Here is a 20100-nt window from a genome sequence, read left to right as displayed (position 1 = left end):
CCCGCGGCGGCGTCCCGGCCGGCGCGGCGGCCACCGCCGCGACGGCCGGGACCACCCGGTCCACCCCGCGCGAGGGCGGCGGCCACGTGCTCGACAACGGCCTGCTCCGGGTGGAGATCGACGGCCGGGGCCTCGTCGTCTCCGCGTACGACGTCGCCGCTGACCGCGAGACCGTCGCTCCGGGCGCGGCCGCGAACCTGCTCCAGATCCACCCCGACTTCCCGAACATGTGGGACGCGTGGGACGTCGACGCGTTCTACCGCAACACGGTCACGGACCTGACCGACCTCGATGAACTGACCCCGGTGACGGACGGCGTGCGGATCGTCCGCAGCTTCGGCGACTCGAAGGTGACCCAGCTGCTCACCCTGGAGCCGGGCGCCAAGCGGCTCGACATCGACACCGAGGTCGACTGGCACGAGACGGAGAAGTTCCTGAAGGCCGCGTTCCCGCTGGACGTGCATGCCGAGCGGTACGCCTCCGAGACCCAGTTCGGGCACTTCTACCGGCCGACGCACACGAACACCAGCTGGGAGGCGGCCAAGTTCGAGGCCTGCAACCACCGCTTCGTCCACCTGGAGGAGCCGGGCTGGGGCGTCGCCCTCGTCAACGACTCGACGTACGGCCACGACGTCACGCGCACCGTCCGGGACACGGACGCGGGCACGACCACCACCGTGCGGGTCTCGCTGCTGCGCGCGCCGCGCTTCCCCGACCCGGAGACCGACCAGGGCGTGCACCGCTTCCGGCACGCGCTGGTGCCAGGGGCGGCGATCGGTGACGCGGTCCGGGAGGGGTTCCGCGTGAACCTGCCGGAGCGCCGGGTCACCGGTGAGCGCGAGGTGCCCCCGCTGGTGGGTGTCGACAACGACGCGGTCGTGGTCAGCGCGGTCAAGCTGGCGGACGACGGGAGCGGCGACGTCGTCGTGCGGCTCTACGAGTCGACGGGCGGCCGGGCGAAGGTGCGCCTGGCCACCGGTTTCCGGGCCATGGACGTCGTGGCGACCGACCTGCTGGAGCGGCCGCTGACCGATGCCCCGGTGCCCGAGAGCGACGGCGAGGGCGTGCGGTTGTCGCTGCGCCCGTTCGAGCTGGTGACGCTGCGGGTGACGCGCGGCTGACGCCGGGATGCGCGGGCTGCTGCCGCCCCTGGTGCCGCATGCGGACATCGGGGGCGGCAGCGTGTACGACGGGTCCCGGGGCGGCACTCCGAAGGACGCCGCCGCTCGGTGCGCGATCGCCGCGTAGGGGCACGCCCGGGCCCCGCTGGGTGGGCTTCGGCGGGGAGCCTTGTCAATATCCAGAATCCTGTTTACTGTTCCCTACGTGAACGCCTTCGATGAGCGCTTCCTTACGCGCAACGGCCTGGCCGCCCGCCAGCTCGCGGTCCTGCTGCTCAACCATGAGCCGGACACGCGGCTGCCCCGGGTGCGGGACTACGCGGAGGAACTGGGCTGCGGAAACGGCACGGTCCAGGCGGCTCTGCAACTGCTGGAGGAGTCCGGCGCCATCAGGACCACCGCCCGGGGGCACCTCGGCACCTTCCTCGCGCACTCGGACCGCTCCATACTCTGGCGGCTCTCCGGGCTCGGAACGCTGCTGGCCGCGATGCCCCTGCCGTACTCCCGCCGGTACGAGGGCCTGGCCACCGGACTGCGCGGCGCCTTCGAGAAGGCGGGCGCTCCCTTCGCGATCACGTTCATGCGAGGCGCCGGGGCCCGCACCGCCGCCCTGCTGGAAGGCAAGGCCGACCTCGTCGTCCTGTCCCGCTTCGCCGCCGATGAGCTGATCGCCGAGCATCCGGTGGAGCTGGTGGCGGATCTGGGGCCGGCCACCTACGTCGGCGCGCACGGCATGCTCCTGCGCCACGGCGTGGACCTGGACACCCCGGGGCTGCGGGTCGCGGTCGACCACGCGTCGGAGGACCTGCGGATGCTGGTCGACCTGGTCTTCGCCGGACGCCCGGACGTCCAGCGCGTGGAGGCTTCGTACATGCAGCTGCCCGACCTCTTCGCCCGCGAGGAGGTCGACGCCACCGTCTGGAACCTGGACGAGGTGCAGGACCGGCTCGGTTTTGGTGTCGACGTGCTTCCGCTGGGGGACGAGGTCACCCGCGAGCTGTCACTGCGCAACTCGAGCGCGGCCGTCATCGGCCGGACCGAAGGGGCCAAGGCCCTGGCTGCCGTCCGGGACTCCCTCGACCTCTCACTGATCACCTCGCTCCAGCGCGAGGTGCTCGAGGGCACGCGCCTGCCCTCGTACTGAGCCCCGGCCGACGGGACGGCCGGAACAGGACGAAGGTCCTGCCGCGGCGGGACCTTCGGCCGCATCAAAATACAAAATCCTGGTTACTGTCGATTTTAGGAGGAACGCCATGGACGACCAGCTGGCTCTGCGGCTTCAGCTCTTCCGCGAAGGCGGACAGATCAAGCCCGAGGTGGCCGACTTCGTCACGGCCGAACTGGCCGCCCTGGAGGCGGAGGGCAACACCGTGACCGAGGCGACCGCGGGCATGCTCACCAGCCACCTGATGATGGCGCTCACCAGGCTCCTGAACGGCGAGGCCATCGAGCAGTTCCTCACCGACGACCAGGTCGCCTCCGAACTGGCCGGACACCCCGAGGCCGTCAGCCGCGCCCGCGCCGTCGCCGAGCGCGCCCGGCGCGAACTCGGGGCCGCCCTTCCGGAGTCCGAGGTGAACTTCCTCGGCATGCACCTCGCGGTACTGGCGCAACAGGCCCCCGCCGCCCTCTCCTCCTGAACCACCCCGTCCCCACCATCCGGAAAGAAGCAGGACATGATGAAGATCCTCGCCGGCGGCGTCGGCAAGACCGAGGTCACCCACACCATCAAGCAGCTCGGCATCGAAGGCCTGGAGATCACCGCCTCCAGCGACATGGACGCCGCGATGAAGCTGCGCGTCGCCCAGGCCGACTACTACCTGGGCACCTGTCACACGGGCGCCGGCGCCTCGCTCGGCGTTCTCGTCGGCCTGATGGGCAGCGCCGTCTGCCACACCTTCGGCCGCAACGTCCCCACCGAGGAGCAGATCACCGCCCTGCTGGACGAGGGCAAGAAGGTCTTCGGTTTCTCGATGGACCAGATCGACACCATCGCCCCTCTCATGGCGCGCGCCATCGCCGCCCGCGGCTGACCCCAGCCACCCCGCTCTGATCACCCCGGGCACGAAGGAGTGACCCCGTGAGTACGACACTCGCAGCCGGTACGAGCCTCGACTTCTCGCTGGCCCAGCAACTGACCGTCATAGCCCTCTGTGCGCTGACCGCGTACATCTCTCACATGGCGCTGGCCGTCTTCAACGACGGCGTGCGTCCGTTCCTCCTGGACTTCATCCAGGGGCGCACCACGCGCAGCGCGACGACGGCGGTCTCGTTCGGCCTCTCGGCGGGGTTCATCTTCGGGCTCGGCGCCCCGATGGCGCTGTCCACCGGTGTGCTGAACCCGTGGCTCCTCTTCCTGCCCACCGACATCCTCGGCATGCTGTCGCCGAAGAAGTGGCTCGCGCCGATCCTCGGCGGCGCCTGGGGCGCCGTCGTCGTCTTCGGGCTCAACGGCGCCAACAACGTGGCCCATGACCTGCCGGTCGACTTCATCACCGCCATGCAGCAGATGTCGACCCCGATCCTCTTCCTCTTCACGCTGTTCCCGGTGCTGGCCATCACGAAGCAGTTCGGGCGCAAGTGGGGCGGCATCGCGGGGCTGCTGGAGTTCGCCCTGGTCGTCATGACCATGAAGCTGTGGCCCAACATGTTCGCCGGCGCGCTGGCCATGGCCGTCGGCGTCCTGATGCTCATCGGTCTCGCCGTCGCCAAGGACATCGCCCAGCGCAAGGCCGACAGGGCCGCGGGCGTGAGCGAACCCGTCGTCGAGGGTGACGACCCGATGGCCTCGCTCTTCAGCGCGAGTGCGGCCCGGCTGCGCAGGTACCTGCCGCTGTTCATGGTGCTGGGCGCCGGAGTCTGTGTGCTCGCCCAGATGCACATATTCGGCGGCGGCGAGGCCACCAGCTTCCTGATCGCGAAGGGGCAGTACTCGGAGGCGGCGCAGGTCGACTTCTACCGCGTCTTCGGTTTCATCCCGCTGATCGCGACCACCGCGCTGGCCTCCGGCGCGTACGGCATCGCGGGCTTCACCCTCGTGTACCCCATCGGGTACCTGATGCCGAACCCGTTCCTCGCCGCGGTCGTGGGCGCTCTGGTCTTCGCGGCCGAGGTGCTGGCCCTGTCCTACATCGGCAAGCTCCTCGGGCGGCTGCCCAGCGTCCGCGACTCCTCCGAGCACCTGCGCAGCGCGATCAGCGAGACGCTCCAGCTGGCGATCCTCTTCGGGTCGCTGATGGCGGCCAACGCCATGGGCGGCGGCCTGGGCATCCTCGTCGTCGGCGGGCTCTACCTGCTGAACGAGGCGATGGGCCGGCCGGTCGTCCGGATGGCCGCGGCACCGGCCGCGGTGATCGTCGGCGGCATCCTCCTCAACCTCCTCTACTGGATGGACCTGTTCACACCGATCAAGGGCTAGCCCCACGCCCCCGGATCACGCAGGCCGACCCCAGAAGGACCCCCCACGATGAACAGCTCCGCCCCCGTGCTCCGTACCGTCCTCGGCAACATCGCCCCCGAAGCGGTACGCGGCCCCGCCCTGGCCCACGAACACCTCGTCCTCGACCTCGACCACCGGGGTGACGGCGGCGCCGTGCTCGCAGCCGGCCGACACACCGCCGCCGTCACCGCCGAACTGGCCGCGCTCCGCGAGGAGTACGGACTCTCCCTGGTCGTCGAGCTGACCTGTCGCGGCATGGGCCGAGACGTGGGCACCCTGGCCCGGATCTCCCGGGACGCCAAGGTCGCCGTCGTCGCCGCGACCGGCTGGTACTACGAGCCGTTCCACACCCCCGAAATCGACCGCGGCAGCGTCGAGGACCTCACCGCCACCCTCGTCCACGAAATCGACCACGGCATCGGCTCCACAGGCATCCGCCCCGGCGTCCTCGGCGAGATCGGCAGCCACGGGGACATCCCGACGCCGCCGGAGAGCAAGGTGCTCCGCGCCGCGGCAAGGGCCGCCCTCGCCACCGGGCTCTCCGTCGCCACCCACGCCCAGCTCGGCCGCGGCGGCCTCGCTCAGCTGGAACTGCTCACCGGCGAGGGGCTGCCCCCGCACCGGATCTCGGTCGGACATCAGGACCTGCTGGACGACCCGGCGGTGCACCGGGAGCTGGCCGCGAGCGGCGCGTACGTCGCCTTCGACACCGTCGGCAAGGACGGCTACCAGAGCGACGACACCCGGCTGCGGCTCCTGCTCGCGCTCCTGGAGGCGGGGCACGCCGACCGGGCGCTGCTCAGCTGTGACATCTCCCGCCACGGCTACCTCACCTCAGAGGGGGGCCAGGGTTACGGCCATCTCTTCGGGAGCTTCCTGCCCAAGGCCCGTGCGGCGGGCGTGGACGACGACCTGATCGACCTGCTGACCCGCCGCAATCCGCTGCGCTTCCTCAGCGGCGCGAACGTGGAAGAGAGCTGACCATGCACCCCGTACTCCCCCGGACGTTCCCGCTGCCCACCGTGGCCCCGGCCGACGCCGTCGCCCGGCAGTTCCGGCTCATCGAGGCCACCGCCCGTCACTTCGAGGGCCCGCAGCTGTTCGCCTCCGACGCCGGGGTCGTGCCCGGCCTGGGACGACCGGCCACCACCGCCCGCGTCGAGTCCGTTCTCGCCGACTTCTTCGGCGCCGAGGGCGCCGCCTTCGTCCAGGGCGCGGGCACCGGCGCGATCCGGGCCGCCCTCACCGCCGCCGTCCGGCCGGGCGACCCCCTCCTCATCCACCGGGCGCCCGTCTACCGCACCACCGAGGTCACGCTGCGCGGCCTCGGCGTCCGGACCGTCGAGGCCGACTTCAACGATCCCGACGAGCTGCGCGAGGCCCTGGAGTCCGGCACGTTCCGCTGGGCCTACGTCCAGCACACCCGGCAGCGGCTCGCCGACTCCTACGACCCCGGCGCGGTCCTCGCCGCCTGCCGGGCCGCCGGCGTCCGCACCGTCGTCGACGACAACTACGCCGTGATGCGCACTCCGGCGGCCGGGGTCGAACTGGGCGCCGACGCCTCCTGCTTCTCCCTGTTCAAGCTGCACGGCCCGGAAGGCGTCGGCATCGTCGTCGGCGCCCGCGACCTGATCGAGCACATCCGCCGCGACAACTACTCCGGCGGCGGCCAGGTCCAGGGACACCAGGCGCTCGACGCATTGCGCGCGCTCACCCACGTACCGCTCATGTGGTCCGTGCAGTCCCAGGTCGGCGCCGAGGTCGCCGAGCGGCTGACCGCGGGCGAGGTGCCCGGGGTCGCCGAGGTCCGGCTCGCCAACGCGCAGGACCGGTGCCTGCTCGTCCGGCTCGACCGGCCCGTCGCCAGGGAACTGCCCGCCGTCGCGGCCCGCTTCGGTGCGGCCCCGTACCCCGTCGGTTCCAACTCCCGCTACGAGATCACGCCGCTCTTCTACCGGATGTCCAGCTCCGCCCTGGATGACTCCCCCGAACTGGCCGACTGGACCGTGCGCATCAACCCGATGCGGGCGGGCGCGGACCTCGTCATCGAGATCCTGCGCCGCTCACTGGCCGCGCTGAACGACCCGAAGGACCACTGACCGTGTTTCTCGACACCGTACTGACCCGTAACCCCGGGCTCGTCGAGGCCGCGGCCGCACTCCACGACGAGGGCGCGATCCCGCCGGACACCTATGTGATGGACCTGGACGCCGTGGAGGCCAACGCCGCACTGCTGGCCGCCGAGGCGGAACGGCTGGGCCTCTCCCTCTGGTTCGTCGTCAAACAGCTCGGCCGCAACCCGGAACTGATCCGGGCCGTCGCCCGGCACATCCCCCGGTACGCCGCCATCGACCCGCCCGAGGCGCGCACCCTGCACGCGTCCGGCGCCCGGGCCGGCAACCTCGGCCACCTCGTCCAGATCCCGCGCCGCGCCCTGCCCGAGATGCTGGCGTGGCGTCCCGAGACCGTCACCGTGTACGACCTGGACAACGCCCGCGCCGTCTCCGACACCGCGAGCCGGCTGGGATTCGTCCAGGACGTCCTGATCCGTCTCGAAGGCGCCGAGGGAAGCGTCTACCCCGGCCAGGAGGGCGGCGTCCCGCTCGACCGGCTCGACGCCTTCGCGGACGCCGCCGAACGGCTTCCCGGCGTCCGGATCGCGGGGGTCACCGCCTTCCCGTGCGTGCTGTGCGACCCGGCGACCGGTGCCCCGTACGCCACACCGAACTTCGCCCTCGCCCTCAAGGCCCGGGAGACGCTCGCCGCCCGCGGCCACAGGGGCCTGCTGCTGAGCGCCCCCAGCGCCACCTCGATGGCCTCCCTGCCGCTGCTCGCCGGCCTCGGGGCCACCCACGGCGAGCCGGGCCACGCCCTGACCGGCACGACCCCGCTGCACGCCCTCGACCCGGCGCAGCCGGAGACCCCCGCCTACGTGTACGTCACCGAGGTCGCCCACACCCTGGACGACGGCCGCCCCGCCGTGTTCGGTGGCGGGTTCTACGCCCGCTCCCACATCAGGAGCGCCCTGCTGCCGCGCAGCGGAGCCCGTCTGAACGTGCTGGACGCGCCCGCCGAGAACATCGACTACTACCGGCTGCTCGACGCGCCCGCCCCCGGACAGGACGTCCGCGTCGGCGACACCGCGCTGCTCGCCTTCCGCACCCAGATCTTCGTCACCCGCTCGACCGTCGCCGTCGTCTCCGGAATCTCATCCGGAAGGCCCCGTCTCAACGGTCTGTACGACGCCCAGGGCCGGTCCCTGAGCTGAGGAGGCACCCCATGGCCAAGACCGTCATCGTCGTGATCGACGGGTTCGGCATCGGCGCCATGCCCGACGCGGGCAGCACGCGCCCCGGCGATCTGACCGCCGACACCTGCGGGCATGTGCTGGACCACTGCCGGGAGGCGTTCGGCCGCCCGTTGCGGCTGCCCGTGCTGGGCTCGCTCGGCCTCGGCCTCGTCCACCCGCACCCCGATCTCGCCCGGCGCACCCATCTGCCCGTCGCCGCCGGCCGAGCCGCACTCGGCTACCCGGGCGCCGACACCTTCGCCGGCCACCAGACCATGATGGGCGCCGACTTCAGCCGGGTGACCGTCGCCCGGCTCGCCGACCACCTCGACGAGGTGACCGCCGCACTCGAAGCGGCCGGTCACCGGGTCGGCCGGCTGGACGGCAGGCCGCTCCTGGTCGTCGACGGCTCGGTGCTGGTCCACGACAACCTGGAAGCCGACCCGGGCATCAACTGGAACGCCTCCGGGCGGCTGGAGGACCTGCCGTTCGAGGGACCGGGCGGCATCCTCGCCGTGGCCCGCACGGTGCGCGCCGTCGCTCCCGTGGCGCGGGTCATCGCGGTGGGCGGACACGCGGACGGCCCGCTGGAGAGCTTCGTACGGGCCGGCGAGGAGGGCACGGTCGGCCTCGACACCCCCGCCACCGGCTTCTACCGCAACGGCGGCCTCGAAGTGCAGCACCTGGGGGCCCGGATCGACCACACCCGCCAGCTCCCCGACCTGGCCGCCCGCGCCGGCATCCCGGTCACGCTGGTGGGGAAGGCCGCCGACATCCTGGCCTGCGAGACCGCGGCCCGGCATCCGGCCGTGGACACCGCCGACGTCCTCACGCACACCCTCGAAGCGGTACGCGCCCGCGGCGACGGCCTGGTGGTCTCCAACATCCAGGAGACGGACCTGGCCGGGCACCAGCAGGACACCGAGCGGTACGGACGCCTCCTGGAACAGGCCGACGCGGGCCTGGCCGCGCTCGTCGCCCTGCTCGACGCGCCCGGCGACCGCCTCATCGTGACCGGCGACCACGGCAACGACCCGACGGCCGGGCACGCCTTCCACACCCGCGAGTACGTCCCCGTGCTCATCCACCGGCCCGGCGCGGACGGCGTGGAGCTGCTGCCTGACGCGGAGAGCCTCGCGGATGTCGGCGCGACGGCCGCCGTGTCCCTGTCGCTGGCCCCGGAGAGCCTGGCCAACGGCCGGGAGCTGCGGACGGGCCGAGGGGCGGCAGCCTGACGCCTGTCTCGTTCGGCCGGTCCGGCTCCGAGCACCACCTGACCGTCGACCGCGACGAAGCTACGGTCGCGTCACGCGCCCACGGAGCTGACGCGCCCCGTCGCACCGTCGTCCATGGCCCGCCGGAGGCCCGTATGAGCCGGGATCCTGCCGCTCTGACAGAGTGCCTTCCAGAGCGGCGGTCCGGGGCTCAGTAGTGGCTGTTCATCGCGGCACGCACCTCCGTAAGGGTGCTGTCGGCGATGGCGTTGGCTCGCTCGTTGCCCTCGCGCAGAATCGCTCGGAGGTAGGCGCGGTCGTTCGCGTAGGCCTTTCGGCGCGTCCGGATGGGGGCCAGGTACTCGTTGACCGCCTCGGTCACCGTCTTCTTCAGCGCGGCGGATCCTGCGGAACCGATGTCGGAAGCGACGTGCTCGGGCGTCCGGTTCTGGCACAGGGCGGCCAGGAGCAGGAGGGAGGAGACTTCCGGACGGCCGACCGGGTCGTAAGCGATGTGGCGCTCGGAATCGGTTTTCGCTCCCTTGATCAGGCGTGCGGTCTCGTCGGCGTCGACAGCCAGGGCGATGGCGTTGCCGCGGCTCTTGCTCATCTTGCCGCCGTCCGTGCCGAGCAGGAGCGGAGCGTTCGAGAGGAGAGCCTCGGGCCGGGGGAAGACGGCGGAGCCGGCGCTGTAGCGGTCGTTGAAGCGTCGGGCGATGGTCCGGGTGAGTTCCAGATGAGGGAGTTGGTCCCGGCCGACCGGGACCAGGTTGGCCTTGCAGAAGAGGATGTCGGCGGCCTGGTGAGCGGGGTAGGTGAACATCAGGCCGCTGACGGAGGACTGCCGGGAGTGCGTGATCTCGTCCTTCACTGTGGGGTTGCGTTCGAGGTCGGCGACGGAGACCAGGCTGAGGAAGGGCAGCAGCAGCTGGTTGAGGGCGGGGACGGCGCTGTGCGTGAAGATCGTGCTGCGCGCCGGGTCCACACCGATGGCCAGGTAGTCCAGGACCAGTTCCTCGACGTGCCCGGTCAGATTGTCCGCGATGTCGCGGTCGGTCAGGACCTGGTAGTCGGCGATGATCACGTACAACTCCACGCCGAGGTTCTGCAGACGCACCCGATTGTGCAGCGTGCCGAAGTAGTGGCCCAGGTGCAGACGCCCGGTGGGCCGGTCCCCGGTCAGCACCCGGAAGCGGCCGGGATCGTTGATGATCAGCTCCTCGAGCTCCGCGCTGCGCTTCTGTGCCTGGGACAGCCCGAGTGGGTCGGCGGAAGCCGGGGACGGGGTCGTGAGAGGTGCGGTCACGGCGGTTGTGTTCATCGGTGTCTCCTGGCGGGTCGGATGTCGCCGTCGGGACGGCAAGGCCCTGAGCCAAGGGGGGACACAACAACGGGCCGTCCGTCCGAACGGCCCGTTGGCATGCGTGAGAAGTGGCCGCTCCTACGAGGAGCGCCACCAGCTCAGACATGACGAAAGATGCATGCACGTACTGTACCGGGCGCCATGGGGAAAGGGGAGAAACGATCGGCAAGAAGTCGCAGGTGCGACTCCTGGTTCTTGCGCTGGAGGCACTGATGAGCCGACGCGGCACTGGGTCGCGTCGGCCTCGACACGACTCGGACCGCCTTCGCCGGCCGGTCGCCGATCGATGGCGGCGGGCCCCCTCGACCACGTGCTCATGTGACGGGGCGGAGACACCGCCCGCAGGGCGGCGCGTGCTCATGGCGAGCACCGCCGGCATCGCACCGGCTGCCGCGCTGTCCTCAGATCGCTGCCGGGGCTTCGGCGCGAGCCGCTCGCGGCAGTGTCAGCGTTGCACCGGCGCCGGCGAGCAGCCCGACTGCCGCGAGCAGCACGCTCCAGCGCATGCCCACGAGGAACGACTCCGCACCGGCCAGCAGCGCTCCGAAGACGGCCACGGCGATCGCCCCGCCCACCTGACGGGCTGTGTTGAGCGCGGCACCGGCGGTGCCCGCACGGTCGGCCGGGACGGCGTCGAGCAGCATCGCGGTCAGTGCCGGTACCGCCAGTGCGCCGCCGAGGCCCACCGGCACCATCAGCGCCGCCACGGCCCACACCGGGGTGTGGGCGCCCACGGTGAGCAGGGACAGCAGTCCCGCTCCTCCGACGAGTTGGCCGACCGTCATCGGAACACGCGGTCCGAACCGGGCGGCGACCCGTGCGGAGGCGAGGTTCACCACCGCGACCAGCGCCGTCATCGGGATGAACATCAGTCCCGCGTGCAGAGCTGTCTGTCCGCGTACCTGCTGAAGGTAGAGGCTGAAGTCGAACACGCCGCCGTAGTACGCCGCGTTGAGCATGAAGCCCACCACCAGGGAGACCGTCACGACGTGGGTGCGGAACAACGGCAGCGGCAGCATCGGGCGGGAGCCCCGCGACTGCGCGACGAGGAAGCCCGCGGCCGCTGCCGCGGCCACCCCGAAGGAGACCACGACCCCGAGGCGGCCGAAGCCCTGAGCTCCTCCCTCGATCACTCCGTATGTCAGCCCGCCCATGGCCAGGACCGCGGTCACCTGTCCGAGCCAGTCCAGTCGCGCCGGCATCCCCCGGGACGCGGGGGCCCGGGTGAGAAGGACGCGTGCCACGACCGCGGCCGGCAGGTTGACGTAGAAGATCCACCGCCAGCCGACCGACGCGGTCAACGCCCCGCCGACCACCGGTCCGGCCGCCACGGCCACCGCGCCGCCCACCGTCCAGACCGCGATCGCGCGTGCCCGTTCGGCCTGGTCGGGGAAGCTCTGCCGGACCAGCGCCAGCGACGCCGGCATCATGACGGCCGCGGCGGCGCCCTGCACCAGTCGGGCCGCGACGAGACCCGCGAGTCCGGGCGCCAGCCCGCACGCCATGGAAGCCGTCGCGAACAGGACCAGGCCGCCGCCGAACGCCCGCTTGGCGCCGATTCGGTCGGACAGCGCGCCCGCGGAGAGCATCAGCGCGGCGAACATCAGGGTGTAGCCGTCCACCACCCACTGCAGGCCGGACATGCCGACACCGAGACCGCGCCCGATGTCGGGCAGGGCGACCGTGACGATCAGCGCGTCCAGTGAGATGAGGAAGAATCCCAACAGGGCGGCGCCCAGCGCTGCGGGTGAACCGCCCCGGGCGGTGACCGGCGCGGAGGCTGTGCCGGTGGTCATCAGCCTGCCGCCCGCGCGGGCAGCGCCTGATTGCCGTCGCCCCAGGTCGCGGTCATGACCACGGTGTCGATCAGCCACCTGTCGCCGCGGCGGGCCAGCTCCCAGCGGTAGTCGCCGCCGAGGGTCCAGAGGGACGCGCCGTGGGCAGCCGCCGTCCGGTGGGTCGCCTGGAAGGAAGCGGTGCACACCGCGCGGTCGCCGTCGAGGGTGACGAGTTGGTTGGCGATCAGGTGCTGGGTGGCGTCGTAGCCGGAGAGGGTGGCCCGCCAGGCTTCGGTGATCTGACGGGGTGTGAGGCGGGCCGGCTCCCCTCCGTTCAGGCTGGTGTAGTCGAGCACGACCGTGTCGGCGAAGAGCGTGCCCAGCTGTTCCCATTCACGGCGGTCGGCGTGCACCGCCATGCGGGTGCAGGTCTCCGCGACGGCGTACCTTGCGGTGAGCGACTGGTCGGACATGAGCATGGTGGTCAGCCTGTCTACGTGGGTCAGGGCGGGAACTGGATGGTTCACAGCGTGCGGGCGAAGTGCTCGGCGGCTGCGTCGGCGGCCAGCCGGACCTGCGGTGGCCGGTCGTAGAAGTCGAACTGGGTGCCCTGCGTCCACAGGAACTCCGACGGTCCGGCCAGGCTGGCGTGGAAGCGGCGGGCGCCGTCCGGAATCGCCGCGTCCTCGCTGTGCACGAGGAGCGTCGGCGCGGTCACGTCCCGGGCGAGCGCGACGGCGTCGTGGTCGAGCCACTCGGTCCAGGCCATCACCGCGTACCGGTTGGACCACTGCGGTATCCCGCCCCGCTCCGGATTGAGGTAGAAGTCGATGTCGAAGGGCATGGCCGCGTCCGGGTCGCTGCCGCTGACCACCGGCACATAGGTGACATCGCCGGTCTCCTCGTACCGCCGCCGTGCCTCTGCCGCCGCGGCCTTCTTCGCCGCGATACCGTCCGGCCCGCCGTAGTTCTCCTCGCAGATGCGGCGGTCGTGCAGCCACGGTGCGACCAGCGCGAGCGACCGCACCCGGGTGTCCCGCGCGGCGAAGGCACTCGCGTACATCGCACCGGCACAGACGCCGAGCACTCCGAGGGTGTCATCGGCGACGGCCGGATGGCCGGCGAGGAAGTCGGCGGCGGCGTGGAGATCGCCGGCCTTCAAGGCCGGCGACTCGTAGTCACGTGGTGTGCCCTCCGACTCGCCGTACCCGGTGAAGTCGAACGACAGCGCCGCATAGCCGCGCGTCGCCAGTTCCCCGGCGTAGCGATCGGCCATCTGCTCCTTGACGGACGTCCAGGTACCAGCGACCAGTACGCCTGCCGCGGGGGTGGTTTGGTCGGCGTCGGGCAGATGAAGATGCCCGACGAGCTTGCCCTGGGCACCTAGGAAGCTGACCTGTTCACGTATCGGCACGTGCGACTCCTCAGGAGGTGAGAGGGGGAGGCCCTCACGCTCGCAGCCGACCGCCTCGCTGAACAACGCCGAATAGGTAAGGGCACGTTGAGCAGCACTAAACCTGAGGGCCGAGGATGAGAGGGTCTGCTCTCCAGGGTCCTGGCCGAGGCGAGCCGACTGGGCCATCAGGCCTGGTCGGCGACGGTCCTCGCGAGGGCGCGCAGCCCGGCCGAACGGTTGTCCGTCCGCCACATCAGCGCGTACTCGACCGGAGCGGCATCCTCGAACGGCACATAGACGAGGCCGGCACGCGCCTGGAACGGCTCCGAGCGGAGCGGGGCGATGGTGGCGCCCTTGCCCGCCGCGACAAGAAGGAACACGCCCTGCCAGCCGCCCGCGGTCGGGCCGTGCTCGACGGGTAGTCCGAGAGGTGTACGGGAAGGGAACAGCCCGTCGCCCCACAACTGGGGCATCCCTGAGGCGGTCACCAGCGGCAGGAGGGCCAGGTCCTCCAGGGACACGGTCTCCCGCCGTGCCAGGGCGTGCGAGGCGGGCACCACGAGAGCCAGGCGTTCACGGGAGAGAACCGGCCCCACGGTGATGCAGGTCTGGTCGACGGGCGGTACCGCGACGGCCACGTCGATCTGTCGCTCCCGCAGGGCGGTCACGACGAGGTGATAGGCGACCTCGTGGGGCTCGACGGTGCAACGCGGATTCCGGGCCAGGAACGCCTCGGCGGACCGCAGGAGCAGTTCGCCGGACCACGGAGCGGTGAAACCGATCCGCAGCACCTCACCGATCCCCGCACAGGCCGCCCGCGCGTCGGCCACGGCGCGCTGCATCCGCTGATACGCCGGTGCCACATCGTCGCGGAGCTGCCGGCCGACCGGTGTCAGGCGGACATGGCGGCTGCTGCGCTCGAACAGCGCGCCGCCGATCCGCCGCTCCAGCGCCTTGATCGTCTGGCTGACCCGCCCCGGAGTGACACCCAGCCGCTCGGCCGTCCGCGCGAAGTGCAGCTCATCGGCCAGGGCGAGAAAGGTCTCGATCTCGTACCTCTCCACCCAGCCCCCTTCGTCGCCGCGGAGTATGCCGCCGCCTGCCGGATTGCCGCCGCACCGCTCTCCGAGGGAGGTTACCGGCACCCTCGGCGGCGACGTCTGCGGTCCCACACGTGGGGGCGCTGCCGTACTCCCGGGTGCTCGGTGAGCAGCTGCACCGGACAGGGCGTCGGCCGGCAAGGGTGCCATGCCCTCGTGCCGTCGCGATGGCCTCGACAGTTCGGTGAGCGCCGAACGGTTCGGCCGGTAGCGTGCCGACTCCTGCGCGGGAGGTGCCCGCGGCGGTACACGCAGCGGAGGCGATCCGATGTCCGAGCCCGACCTGAAGCAGCAACTCGCCGAGCGGTTCCGCGAGGTCAACGGCGATCACCCGATGACCGACGCCGATGATCTGTATGTCAGCGCACAGTTCCTCGCCCTGGAGGAACTGTGCGCCGCCCGTGGCCGCGATGTCGACGCGGTCCGGCGGCTGATGCTGGAACGCCGTCTGCCGCTTCCCGGGTATCTGCGCTCCGACGGTGCCGAGATGGTGCCGGTCGACCTGTTCGCTCTCGCCGACGAAGCCGGTGGCGTGGAGCCGCTGGAGGCGTGGTTCACCGCTCACTGGGCCGACCCGGTCACCGGGAAGGTGGAGTGGGACGCGTATCTCAGCGGGCAGTACGTGTGCCTGCACTCGGTGACGCCGTCCGCCATTCAGCGCAAGGAGTACCTGACGACCGCGATCGGTTCCGCCGAGCACGAGGCGGACGCGGGTTCGGCCCAGTGGCGGGAGCGGCTGCACCAACTGGTGGACGAGCTCGACACGTTGGAGCCGGCGTTCACGGCCTATGACCGTCTTCGCTTCGGCGGGCCGACGTCCCGGGACACCTGCATCGACGCCACGCGCGCCCGCTTCTCGCGCCCATGGCCCCTCGTGGGCGACCCGGAGGCCCGCTGAGTACCGGCTGGTCCAACGATGTGCGCCGTTGTCGGCTTCCCGGCGGGAGGCAGTGGCCGACCGCCGGGCCCGGCTGCTGGAGACGGCGGAAGCGGCTTTCCGTCCGTTGGCGTACCACGCACAGCCATGTGGACAGCGAGGCCCTGGAGCCCGGGTGCCGGCGGCAGCCGGCTACCGGAACGTGACGTGGGGCCTCGTCACCGACGTGCGGAAACCGCTGTGCGGTGCCTGTGCGGCTTATTCGGCAACCAGGGAACGCCACTTGTCCGCATGCGTCACAGGCGTCGCCACGATGGCGTGGAAGCGCTCTGACGTGCGGAAGGTGATCACTACTTCGCCTGGTCCCCCGAACTCCGAAGGCGTCGAGCGCGGTCGCGTCGGCCATCAGCACCCGGCCGGAGTTCCCCTCCCGAAGACCATGGCGCGGCACGGTCAGGGGCGTACGCCGGAACGCAGCGGGTGCCATGCGGGCTCGCGCGCTCACTGAGGGCGCGCGGCAGACCGCCCCAGGCGCACAGGTACGCGCCCGGCCCACCGCTTCGCGACGCTCCGTACGCGTGCAAATGCATAGCGTAATTACGCGAGGGAATGCTGATCTTGTCGAAAGCAGTCACCCGCAACGTCGCCCTCGATCCGGGGCAGCGGGGCTTCCTCTCGCGCCGACAGGCGCGACCCCGCTCCTCGGCCGATCAGCCCAACCTGAGAGGACCCCTCCCCCGTGAACGCAATCTCCCAGATCGTCGCGCACATCGTGACCGCCGATATCGACCATGCCTCGACCGGCTCGTGGATCTATCTCGGGGTGGCGGGACGTGAGTTCAGTCTCGACACCCACGGTGTCGACTTCTCGCGGGGGGCGGATGCCAACTTTCGTCTCGGCCAGGACAGCAACGTGAAGTATCCGGAGTACAACGACCCCCGCAGGCCGCCGCTGAGCACTGAGGACCTGCACCACTTCCCCGTCTACCTGCGGGTGGAATCAGCGGGCGAGAGGGCAGCCTGGTGTCTCGAATAGGCGTCCGTAACCGTCGATCCGGGCACCGGGCACCGCCGTCGCTACACGCATCCCGCCCTGTCCGGAACCGGAGGGCACCGCATCTGGCTGGACACCGGCTACGGCAAGATCCTGTATCTGCGCCCCCAGGACGAGGACGAACCACGCCGCTGACCGCGAAGCCGAAGAACCGCGCCCAGCAGTTGCGATCTCGGAACTCTTCTCTCGTCCCACGTCTTGGAGGTCCTCTGTGTCCCGCCGCCATTCCCGTACCTCAGTCAGCCACGCCCTGCGCCGCATGGTCCACGCGACGGAGGATCTCGTCGATGACGCCCTTGACCGCGCCGGGGATTTCGAGCGCGGTGTGCGCCATTCCCTGAGCGACGCCCTGGACGACGACAGGCGCCCGCGCGACCGGGACCATGACGATCACGACGACGACCACGACCACGACCACGGTCACGACCACGACCACGACGGACATGACCGCCGTCGCCGCGGCCCGGACCGCCGCCAGGCCGGCCCTCCGGATCGCGACGACGAGCTGCGGGCGCTCACCGAGCAGATCTCCCTGCTGGCCGACCAGTTGGAAAGGCACCGGGACAGCAGCCGGGACGCCCGGGCGGTGGGGACGATCCCCCCTCCGCGGGATGCCGAGGACCTCGACGCCGTCCGGGCGGACCTGGCGGCACTGGCCGCCCGTCTCGACCGGATCAGCGACGTTGCGCGCTGAGCGCAACGGCCGGCGGGGGACGGACGCCGGTCCGATGACGCATGCGGGTGGGGCAGGCAGGAGTGGTGTCGATGGGTGAGCAGCGTGCTCGACTGCTCGCACGGGTCCTGGCGCAGCTCGCCGGGGCGGAGGCGGCACACACCCTGCTGCCGCGCGGCCGCCGCGCGTCTCAGGGCGAGAGCGCGCGGGTGCGCCGGGCCCGCCGCGCCCGCGAGGCGTTGGAGAGTCTGGGGCCTTTCTACATCAAGGCGGGTCAGATGCTGGCGACCCGCCCGGACTTCGTGCCGCCCGAGATGATCGCTGAGTTCGAGAAGCTGCACGACAGCGTGTCGCCTGCGCCGTTCTCCTCCTTCGAGCCGGTACTCAAGGAGGAGCTCGGTCCGTTGTGGCACCGGAGTTTCGCGGACATCGACACCGCCTCTCCGCTGGGCACCGCTTCCCTGGCTCAGGTCTACCGGGCCGAGCTGCCGGACGGACGGGAGGTCGCCGTCAAGATCCAGCGGCCCGGCGTCCGGGAGTCCGTGCAGGCGGACATGAAGCTGATCCGGTCACTGGCGCGGTTCGGGGCGAAGCGAGCGACCCGGTTCAACGACGTGATCGATATCGAGGCCATGCTCGGTGTCGTCTTCGACGCCATGCGTCCCGAACTCGACTTCGTGAAGGAGGCGCGGAACATGACCGAGGCCGCCGAGGCGGCTCTCGGCTTCGATCACATCGCCGTGCCCGAGGTCGTCCGGGCGACCGGCCGGGTGCTCGTACAGAGTCTGGCACCCGGGGTGTCGATCCGTGACGCGGACCGGGACGCGTTCACCCTGGAGGAGCGCCGGGCGATCGGCCATGACCTGCTCGCCTTCATGTACCGCGGTTACTTCGTCGACCGGATCTTCCACGGCGATCCGCACCCGGGCAACGTCTTCGTGGAGCCCGGCCGGCCGGCGACGCTGATCGACTGGGGCATGGTCGGCCGTATCGACCGGCCCATGAGCACCAGCATCCTGCTCCTGCTGCTGAACCTGGCCATGAACGACGGTGCGGGAACAGCCCGTGCCTGGATCGACATGGGCAGTACCACCTCGTGGACGCGGGCGGCCGCCTTCGCCGGTGACATGTCCGCGCTGGTGCCACAGATCGCCACGGCGTCCCTGGAAGAGCTCAACTTCGGCGTCACGCTGACCGCGGTTCTCCAGCACTCCACCCGACGGGGCATCCGCACCAGTCCCATGGTCGCCATCCTCGGTAAGTCGTTCGCGAACATCGAGGGCTCCATCCGCCATCTGTGCCCGGAACTCTCCCTCATCGACGTCTTCTCCGAAGAGCTGATCGGTATCGTCACCGACCTGGTCAAGGAGGCCCTGTCACCGCAGCAGGCCGTGCGTACGGCACTGGAGCTGATCACGGCCGGTGCGGCAGCGCCCCAGCAGTTGCGCGGTCTCACGAGGGACCTGTCCAACCGCGACCTCAGCATGCGGATGACTCTCAACGGCTCCCGGCCGACGTCTCCCACGAGGCTGGGCCCCGGCGTGCCGGAGCTCGGTCTGTCCATGGCCGCCGCCATGTTCTGGCAGCACTGCGCCAGAGCCAGATGACGTCGTCCGCCCATGCTCCCTCCCCCCACACCAAGGAGCCCTCATGCGTCCGCAGGCCCTGGCCGCAGATGCGCTCGATCTCGCTGATCTGCGCGAGCACATCGACACCGCGCTCACCGACTTCCTGTGCAGCCCCTCGTCCCGCGTCCCCGCCCAAAGCCGGCGCCCCCACGGTGGGCACGACCTCGACCGTGCGCTCGCCTGGTACGTACTCGCGCCGGGCAAACGCATCCGGCCACTGCTCTGCCTGATCGGCTGGCATACCGTGCGCTGCGGCAGGCAGAGCGCGGGCGAGAGCACGGCCCTTCGACTGGCCGCGTCACTGGAGTTGTTCCACGCGTTCGCCCTCATCCACGACGACGTCATGGACGGGAGCGAGCGCCGCCGGGGCGCGCCCAGCGCCCACCGGGCTTTCGCCGTCCGCCATGGGGACCGGGCGGACGCGGAGGCGTTCGGCAGGAATCTGGCCGTGCTTCTGGGTGATCTCGCGCTCGTACGGTGCGACGAGATACTGCATTCCGCCGGGCTCACGGAGGGGCAGTACCGCGTGGTCCTGCCCCTCGTCGACACCATGCGCAATGAGGTGGTGCTCGGCCAGTACCTGGACCTGCGAGCCGCCGGGCCGCCCGGCGGGGACACCAGCCTCGCCCTGCGGGTCGTGCGCCTCAAGACAGCCCGGTACACAGTCGAGCGCCCGCTGCACCTGGGCGCGGTGCTCGCAGGTGCGGGCGCCGGACTGCTCGAAGCCTGCTCGGCGTACGCGCTTCCGCTGGGCGAGGCATTCCAGCTCCGCGACGATCTGCTCGGCGTCTTCGGCGACCCGGCCGTGACCGGGAAGCCGGTGGCCGAGGACCTGCGGTCGGGGAAGGCCACCGTCCTCATGGCGCTGGCGGTCCGGAGAGCGACTCGGCCACAAGCGCGGCTTCTGCGCAGATTCGTCGGGGACCCATGCCTCGATGAGGAGGGGGCGGCGGCAGTACGCCGCGTCCTGGAGGTCACGGGCGCCCGCACGACCGTCGAGCAGATGATCAGCACGCGGTACGCGGCGGCAGTCGCCGCCCTGGAGCAGGCACCGTTCCTCCCACGGGCCGCGGAGGCACTGCGTCGCATCGCCGACAGCGCGGTCACCCGGGCGGCCTGAAGCCCACCGAGGCACGGCGGCCGTTCGGCGTTCCGGCTTCCGGCGAGG

General features: G+C 71.2%; 19 protein-coding genes. 13 read left to right on the top strand and 6 right to left on the bottom strand.

Going from position 1 to position 20100, the window contains the following annotated elements; genetic code table 11:
• The 9 genes from G3I41_RS23680 to G3I41_RS23640 form a co-directional block, all read left to right on the top strand.
• A partial coding sequence (locus tag G3I41_RS23680) for a glycoside hydrolase family 38 C-terminal domain-containing protein (RefSeq protein ID WP_239081795.1) occupies positions 1-1121 on the top strand: 1121 nt, incomplete at its 5' end.
• A gap of 205 nt (positions 1122-1326) precedes the next feature.
• On the top strand, positions 1327-2265 hold the full coding sequence (yhfZ, locus tag G3I41_RS23675) for a GntR family transcriptional regulator YhfZ (protein ID WP_164402403.1): 939 nt from the start codon (positions 1327-1329) through the stop codon (positions 2263-2265).
• Between the two features lie 109 nt (positions 2266-2374).
• Positions 2375-2761 (top strand): PRD domain-containing protein, encoded by a 387-nt coding sequence (locus G3I41_RS23670; protein WP_164402402.1) that lies wholly within the window; start codon positions 2375-2377, stop codon positions 2759-2761.
• A gap of 36 nt (positions 2762-2797) precedes the next feature.
• Positions 2798-3154: a DUF2620 domain-containing protein gene (locus G3I41_RS23665; RefSeq protein ID WP_164402401.1), complete on the top strand. Its 357-nt coding sequence runs from the start codon at positions 2798-2800 to the stop codon at positions 3152-3154.
• A gap of 47 nt (positions 3155-3201) precedes the next feature.
• Positions 3202-4539, top strand: a complete 1338-nt coding sequence (locus tag G3I41_RS23660) for a YhfT family protein (protein WP_164402400.1) — start codon at positions 3202-3204, stop codon at positions 4537-4539.
• A gap of 48 nt (positions 4540-4587) precedes the next feature.
• On the top strand, positions 4588-5541 hold the full coding sequence (locus G3I41_RS23655; protein ID WP_164402399.1) for a phosphotriesterase: 954 nt from the start codon (positions 4588-4590) through the stop codon (positions 5539-5541).
• 2 nt (positions 5542-5543) lie between these two features.
• Positions 5544-6659 (top strand): aminotransferase class V-fold PLP-dependent enzyme, encoded by a 1116-nt coding sequence (locus G3I41_RS23650; protein WP_164402398.1) that lies wholly within the window; start codon positions 5544-5546, stop codon positions 6657-6659.
• A gap of 2 nt (positions 6660-6661) precedes the next feature.
• Positions 6662-7828 (top strand): alanine racemase, encoded by a 1167-nt coding sequence (locus G3I41_RS23645; RefSeq protein ID WP_164402397.1) that lies wholly within the window; start codon positions 6662-6664, stop codon positions 7826-7828.
• An 11-nt stretch (positions 7829-7839) separates the two neighbouring features.
• Positions 7840-9084, top strand: coding sequence for a phosphopentomutase (locus G3I41_RS23640; RefSeq protein ID WP_164402396.1), 1245 nt, complete (start codon positions 7840-7842; stop codon positions 9082-9084).
• Positions 9085-9274: 190 nt separating this feature from the next.
• On the opposite strand, the gene trpS is transcribed toward G3I41_RS23640, so the two are convergent.
• The 5 genes from trpS to G3I41_RS23615 all read right to left on the bottom strand — a co-directional run bounded on the left by trpS (position 9275) and on the right by G3I41_RS23615 (position 14664).
• Entirely contained in the window at positions 9275-10384 is a 1110-nt protein-coding gene (gene trpS / locus G3I41_RS23635) for a tryptophan--tRNA ligase (protein ID WP_164402395.1), read from the bottom strand.
• A gap of 443 nt (positions 10385-10827) precedes the next feature.
• Positions 10828-12222 carry an MFS transporter gene (locus G3I41_RS23630; protein WP_164402394.1) on the bottom strand — a complete coding sequence of 465 codons (1395 nt, stop codon included), beginning with the start codon at positions 12220-12222 and terminating at the stop codon, positions 10828-10830.
• Positions 12222-12683 carry a nuclear transport factor 2 family protein gene (locus G3I41_RS23625; RefSeq protein ID WP_164402393.1) on the bottom strand — a complete coding sequence of 154 codons (462 nt, stop codon included), beginning with the start codon at positions 12681-12683 and terminating at the stop codon, positions 12222-12224. Before G3I41_RS23625 ends, G3I41_RS23630 begins: the two co-directional genes overlap by 1 nt.
• 44 nt (positions 12684-12727) lie before the next feature.
• Entirely contained in the window at positions 12728-13618 is an 891-nt protein-coding gene (locus tag G3I41_RS23620; RefSeq protein WP_164402392.1) for an alpha/beta hydrolase family protein, read from the bottom strand.
• Positions 13619-13785: 167 nt separating this feature from the next.
• Positions 13786-14664, bottom strand: coding sequence for a LysR family transcriptional regulator (locus G3I41_RS23615; protein ID WP_164402391.1), 879 nt, complete (start codon positions 14662-14664; stop codon positions 13786-13788).
• A 304-nt stretch (positions 14665-14968) separates the two neighbouring features.
• Here G3I41_RS23615 and G3I41_RS23610 point away from each other — a divergent pair, with 304 nt between their 5' ends.
• Positions 14969-15598, top strand: a complete 630-nt coding sequence (locus tag G3I41_RS23610) for a DUF6058 family natural product biosynthesis protein (RefSeq protein ID WP_164402390.1) — start codon at positions 14969-14971, stop codon at positions 15596-15598.
• Between the two features lie 718 nt (positions 15599-16316).
• The gene (locus G3I41_RS23605; protein ID WP_164402389.1) at positions 16317-16613 is read left to right on the top strand and encodes a DUF1579 domain-containing protein; all 297 of its coding nucleotides are present in this window, start codon (positions 16317-16319) and stop codon (positions 16611-16613) included.
• Positions 16614-16866: 253 nt separating this feature from the next.
• Here the strand turns inward: G3I41_RS23605 and G3I41_RS23600 are convergent, their stop codons facing one another.
• Positions 16867-17190: a hypothetical protein gene (locus G3I41_RS23600; protein WP_164402327.1), complete on the bottom strand. Its 324-nt coding sequence runs from the start codon at positions 17188-17190 to the stop codon at positions 16867-16869.
• A 206-nt stretch (positions 17191-17396) separates the two neighbouring features.
• Between G3I41_RS23600 and G3I41_RS23595 the strand changes: the two genes are divergently transcribed.
• On the top strand, positions 17397-18911 hold the full coding sequence (locus G3I41_RS23595) for an AarF/UbiB family protein (protein WP_239081794.1): 1515 nt from the start codon (positions 17397-17399) through the stop codon (positions 18909-18911).
• Between the two features lie 43 nt (positions 18912-18954).
• Positions 18955-20052 (top strand): polyprenyl synthetase family protein, encoded by a 1098-nt coding sequence (locus G3I41_RS23590; protein WP_164402388.1) that lies wholly within the window; start codon positions 18955-18957, stop codon positions 20050-20052.
• Positions 20053-20100 lie beyond the last annotated feature (48 nt).

The organism is Streptomyces sp. SID9727 (assembly GCF_010550605.1).
GTDB lineage: Bacteria > Actinomycetota > Actinomycetes > Streptomycetales > Streptomycetaceae > Streptomyces.
This window is presented reverse-complemented; position numbering and strand designations above follow the sequence as displayed.